Source organism: Mycobacterium sp., assembly GCF_019243155.1.
GTDB lineage: Bacteria > Actinomycetota > Actinomycetes > Mycobacteriales > Mycobacteriaceae > Mycobacterium.
This window is the reverse complement of sequence record NZ_JAFAUS010000429.1, coordinates 1-5,017: the sequence shown is the minus strand read 5'-3', so window position 1 is coordinate 5,017 and position 5,017 is coordinate 1. Positions and strand designations below refer to the sequence as shown.

Genomic DNA, 5,017 nt, shown 5'->3' with positions numbered 1-5,017 from the left:
CTGTGTGTCTCGATATGTCTGCAGAAAGTCATGACCGGATCGCGGCGATGTACGAGACGATTGCCGAGCGCACCTCTAATGCGGACGAATGCCGGGAGTGCGCGAGTCGTCACCGCGCGTTGGCGCGGGAGGACCGGCAGAGAGCCGCGGAGTTGCGCCCTGCGTGCGCCGAGGAGTAAGGCTATGCCGAGGTAGGTGTCGCCCTAGGAGGCAGCTGCTTAACCGGAGTGGCCTGTAGGGGCACCGACCCCCGGATCGGCGTCTTGACGACATCGGCCGGCAGGCTTGCGCGGGGTCGTTTCAGACGCTACCGGTGACGGCTGAATTGAACACCCCGGCTCGATTGGTGAAGAAGGCCATCTCCCGTCGGGCGTCCTGTGCTGGAGTTCTAGTCTTCCCAGAGCAGTGCTAAACAGCTGGTGAATGTGACGGGCCGTCCCCCGAGAGAGCGCAGGGACGGCCCGATCAACTGTTCAGACGCCGAGAGCGCCGATCCGGTTCGGGTGCCCGCAGAGGCAATTGCCGCACACTCGTTGGGCGTGCGCAAGGATGACGCGCGCTAGTTGTGCGCCGGCTCCCGCTTGGTCAGGTCAACAACTTTCGCGGCGGAGGCGCTTGTCTTGACTGCCATAGCAGTTCTCCGTCAGCGCATCAGCCACGACGATGGCGCGGTAGATGCACGAAGTAGATCACCGTAGACAAATCAGTGCCAGTGCTGGTCGCCCGGGTTTCCGTTTTGCCAGTGGTCATGGTCGCCGGGGTTTTGCCAGTGTTGGTCACCTTGCCAGTGGTCGTCGTAGTCGCCATTGTGCCAGTGGTCCCGGTCGCGGCCGTCGCCGTCGTAGAAGTGGTCGTCATGGCAGCGGCCCCAGTCCCAGTTGCCGCCCCAGCCACCGTCCCATTGCTGGCCGGGGCACCAGTGATAAGTAGGCGGTGGAGCGATGGGCTGGGCCTCGGCGACTGCAGCCGCCCCCAGACCCGCGAGTCCCAAACCGCTGGTCAATGCCAACGATGATGTTGCAATTCGCATGATGTTTCTCATGCGGGCTCGGTTACCCGGTTTCGAGCAAGTCTTGCACAGCAGAACCTGTGAATGAGTTAGGTAATGGTATTTGCTCGGCGGCATAACCATGGCACTGGGCCGGATAGCGGGGATATCAGCCGTGTGACCTTCGCGAACCGCCCCGCCGAACGTGGCAACTCAACGCTCGCGAATTGGCGGGCGCGAGTCCGCCCTACCTGTTCGAAGGCTGGACGACGACTCGGCATGGAATCTGGTTCAGCCGCGTCTGGTCGGCAGACTGGTCCCGAGTCCCGACAACTCTCAGGTCGTGAACTCACCGTTTTCTCGGGTCTGGGCAACAGGGGGCCTCCCGGCGTACAAATGGCCTCTGACCGCAAGAATGCTGGTGCGCGATACTGGGATTGAACCAGTGACCTCTTCCGTGTCAGGGAAGCGCTCTCCCGCTGAGCTAATCGCGCCGGGGGTCAAAACTGGAGGTGGAGACGGGAATCGAACCCGTGTGCACGGCTTTGCAGGCCGTTGCCTCACCACTCGGCCACTCCACCGCTGGGATTAATGCCACTTGCACCTTCGAGCGGATGACGGGATTCGAACCCGCGACCCTCACCTTGGCAAGGTGATGCGCTACCAACTGCGCTACATCCGCGCGCCACGGACGAGATCGTCGTCCGGTGCGAAGCACGACGATAGTCCACGTGAGCGGGCACATACAAATTTCTTGGTACGGATCGTGTCTAGGCTATCGCCCTGACTTATGACGCGCTGTGGTCGGTACTCTCGAGGTCTGGCCCATGCTAGTCTTCGACGTCGTTCGCCTCTCGGCGCCGGTCCCGTGGCTCAGTGGAAGAGCGTCCGCTTCACACGCGGAAGGTCGCTGGTTCGATCCCAGCCGGGACCACCAGGAGCAGTATCTGCGAGCTAAGCGGTGGCGAGCACATGATTCCTGGCCATCCAGTTGTCGATATGGCCCATGGTCACGGGTAACGCGGCCCCGGAGAACACCATGTGGTCGGACCGGGGGATCTCGACGTAGGTGCCTTGTCGATACCGAGCCGCGGTCTGGCGGGCGATCGCGGTTGGCACCATCCGATCGCAATCTGCCCCTATCGCGAGCACAGGGGTGGTGACGGCCGCGAAATCGACAACGGTGGCCTTTGAAAGCCTTGGCAGAGCAGCGAACAGTTCGCATACATAGCGCCCGGATTCGCAGACCAGACCGGCATAGATCTCCCGGGCGACGTCGTCGGTCTGGGTGTTGGCGATCCAGCGCCGAAACTGCTCGAACGTGGGGATGCGCCACGGCTTGGACCACGCACGCGGCCACAACAAGTGCGGCAGCGTCGCGCGAACGGACGTGAGGCTGGCACCGAAGATGCCCGCCGCCGGTGCGGGGCATGCTGCCACCACGCCGGCGTGGCGGGTGCGCGCGGCGACCAGCTGTGCCAGCAGTCCGCCCATCGAGTGACCTATCAGAAGCGGTGGGGAATCCAGCGAATTCACGAATGCCACCAAGTCGTCGGTGTAGTCGCGAAGGCTGAGCGAGGCGACCTTCATCGCGCCCTCGCGCAGGGGCAGTTCGTGGTAGCGCAACGTCGGGGCGTGTGCGGTGTAGCCACGCGCTTCGAAGGCGGCGCGGACGTCGGTCCACACCTCCCCACGGCACCACGAGCCGTGAATTAGAACGACATGCCTGGCCTCGGACATGAGACCCTCCGGACCGATTGCCGTCACGGCATCACCTCCGCCAAGGCGATATGTCCTTCGAAGCCAAGCGTTTTCGCCATCTCGCGATAGCGATCCCGGAACTGCCGATAGGTCGCGGCATCGTCGCGTGCCCGCGCCATCAGTGCCCGCAGTCGCAGCAGCGGAACCTCGAACAGGACATAGCCGGGGTCGATCGGCTCCGCCGCGAGTCGGTCGATCGCCGCTTGCGCCTCCTCGAGGTCGGTGCTAGTACCGCGCTGCAGCAGCGATTCGACCAAGACTCTGACGGCCTCTCCGAGGGAGAGCGCATCGCCTGCGTCGAACGTGTAGTCGACGACCGCGCGTGCCAACTCGATGGCACCGGCGACATCGCCGGTTCTTGCTTTCTCCTTTGCGATCTCGGTGTCGACAGTCCGCACAACGTTTTCGGCGTACCCATGTCGCACGTTGGCTTCACGAAACTCGGCGAGCAGCGCGAAGCCGTCCGCGCGTTGGGAACCGCCCTGTTTGATGAGGACGAGGCCGCGACTCACCCGGGTGCCGTCCAACTGGAAGTCATCGCCGGAATGCTCGGCCATCTTCATCGCTTCGGCGCTGTCCCGTTCAGCCGTCGCGTCGGGGAGCAACACCCCGGCATGAGCGGCGAAGCGGTACTTGTACAAGACAGGGACCATCAGCGAAATTGGGGCCACGCTGCGGATCATCGCGGTCGCCTGGTCGAGGTCTTCCCTCCAGCCCGGAAGGCCGAGGCAATATCGAGAGCTGCCGCGCATGAGCAACGCCGCCGCCAGCGGTGATGTGACGGCGCCCAGAGCGCCCTTGGTGGGATCGCCGTCGGCCAGGTCGACGACGCGCTGCGCCAAGCGCAAACTTTCGGCTGCGTGGCCTGCAAACCACATGGCACTGCTCGCGAGCAACATCATCGTCATCGGCGGATCGGCCAGCGACTCAATCAGGCGGGTGCAGTCCGCCGCGCACCGCGCCGCTTCCCGGTAGCGGTTGTGGAATACCAGCGTGGTCATCAGCCCGCCCATGCCGATCGCCAGCGACACCGTGTCGCCCGCGGCGCTGCAGAGGTCACGCAATTCGTCGAAGCCGACGTCGGTAATGCTGCCGGCAACGCGAACGTTGTTCATGCACAACAGAGTTCGCGGGGCGATGCGCATCGGTGGCCGAGCGGGGTCATCGTCGGGCAGCCGGTCGGCGACCGTCCGGGCCCGTGTCCAGCTGTTGCGCGCGGCCCTGATATCGCGGACTTGCGCCCACGCCCCGGCGCGCATGTGCCAGCCGAACGCGGTGCGCAGGTCATCGGCGGCCTCGAAATGCTCGGCGATCAGCGCCGCCTTTTCGTCCAGCGAGTCCGAGTGGCTTTGTGCGATCGCGGTTGCCAGGCGCCGATGCAGTTCGACGCGGTCGGCCTTCAGCAGCGTTTCGTAAGCGACGGTCCGGATCAGCGGGTGGTGGAAGGCGTATTCGGCGTGCGGAGTGAACCGTATCTGGTCGACGAGTTCGGCGGAGATCAGCTCGTCCATCTCAGCCAGACCATCGAGCAACGCCAATTGGTCTGCAGCAAAACGTAATCCGATTACCGCCGCGGCATTCAGAGTCTGCTTGGCGGCGGCCGCGAGCCGGTCGATACGCGCGGCGATGGTGGCCTGCAGGGTCGCAGGCACAGCGGCATCGGCATGATCGACCTGGCAGAGATAATTCCCACGCGCTCCGGTCAGCACGCCCCGCTCCGCCAAATCCCGCACCAACTCCTCGACGAAAAACGGATTGCCGGCGGCCCGTTCGGCGATTACGGTGGCCAAGCCGCCGATTGATATGTCCGACCCCAGCAGCCCGGCAACCAGTGCCGCGGTCTCCGAATCGCTCAGCGGGTCTAGGGCGATTCGCTGCGCGCCGGGCACCTGGCTCAGTGCTCCCCGGTATTCGGGACGGTAGGTGGTCAGCACCAGCGACTGCGTCTGCGGGATCACGGTAGCGAAGCCGGCGATCATCGACTCGCTCGCCTCATCGATCCAATGGGCGTCCTCGACGACGTAGACAGCCGGGGCATCGCGGGCCAACGAGGCTGCGTTCACCATCGCGGTCAGCCTGCGCCGGCGGGCATCCGGATCGACCGAGGCCAGCGCCGCCTCAGGGTCGGCGATGCCCAGCAAGTCCTCCAATAGCAGCACGTCCTCCGGGTCGGCATCTCGGAATTGAGCCCGTACCGCCGTGCGGGCGGCCGAATTGTCGAGGCCTCGAACGCCGGTGACGGCACGTAGTAAGGCCGCCACGACGCGG

The 5,017-nt window shown here is 64.7% G+C and carries 3 protein-coding genes and 4 tRNA genes; 1 reads left to right on the top strand and 6 read right to left on the bottom strand.

The window, feature by feature from the left end; all coding sequences use genetic code 11:
- Positions 1–703 precede the first annotated feature (703 nt).
- From JOZ00_RS22095 to JOZ00_RS22080, 4 genes are all read right to left on the bottom strand, one after another.
- The gene (locus tag JOZ00_RS22095) at positions 704–1,003 is read right to left on the bottom strand and encodes a hypothetical protein (RefSeq protein ID WP_293348024.1); all 300 of its coding nucleotides are present in this window, start codon (positions 1,001–1,003) and stop codon (positions 704–706) included.
- Between the two features lie 404 nt (positions 1,004–1,407).
- Positions 1,408–1,482: transfer RNA gene (locus JOZ00_RS22090), tRNA-Val, on the bottom strand.
- Between the two features lie 13 nt (positions 1,483–1,495).
- Positions 1,496–1,569, bottom strand: a tRNA-Cys gene (locus JOZ00_RS22085).
- A gap of 28 nt (positions 1,570–1,597) precedes the next feature.
- Positions 1,598–1,670 (bottom strand) — tRNA-Gly (locus JOZ00_RS22080).
- Between the two features lie 180 nt (positions 1,671–1,850).
- On the opposite strand from JOZ00_RS22080, the gene JOZ00_RS22075 reads away from it, so the two are divergent.
- Positions 1,851–1,925: transfer RNA gene (locus JOZ00_RS22075), tRNA-Val, on the top strand.
- Between the two features lie 17 nt (positions 1,926–1,942).
- Here JOZ00_RS22075 and JOZ00_RS22070 read toward each other — a convergent pair.
- Positions 1,943–2,755, bottom strand: a complete 813-nt coding sequence (locus JOZ00_RS22070) for an alpha/beta hydrolase (RefSeq protein WP_293348021.1) — start codon at positions 2,753–2,755, stop codon at positions 1,943–1,945.
- Positions 2,752–5,017: cyclase (locus tag JOZ00_RS22065; protein ID WP_293348019.1), on the bottom strand; the 2,266-nt coding region annotated here is incomplete at its 5' end. The genes JOZ00_RS22065 and JOZ00_RS22070, both read right to left, overlap by 4 nt.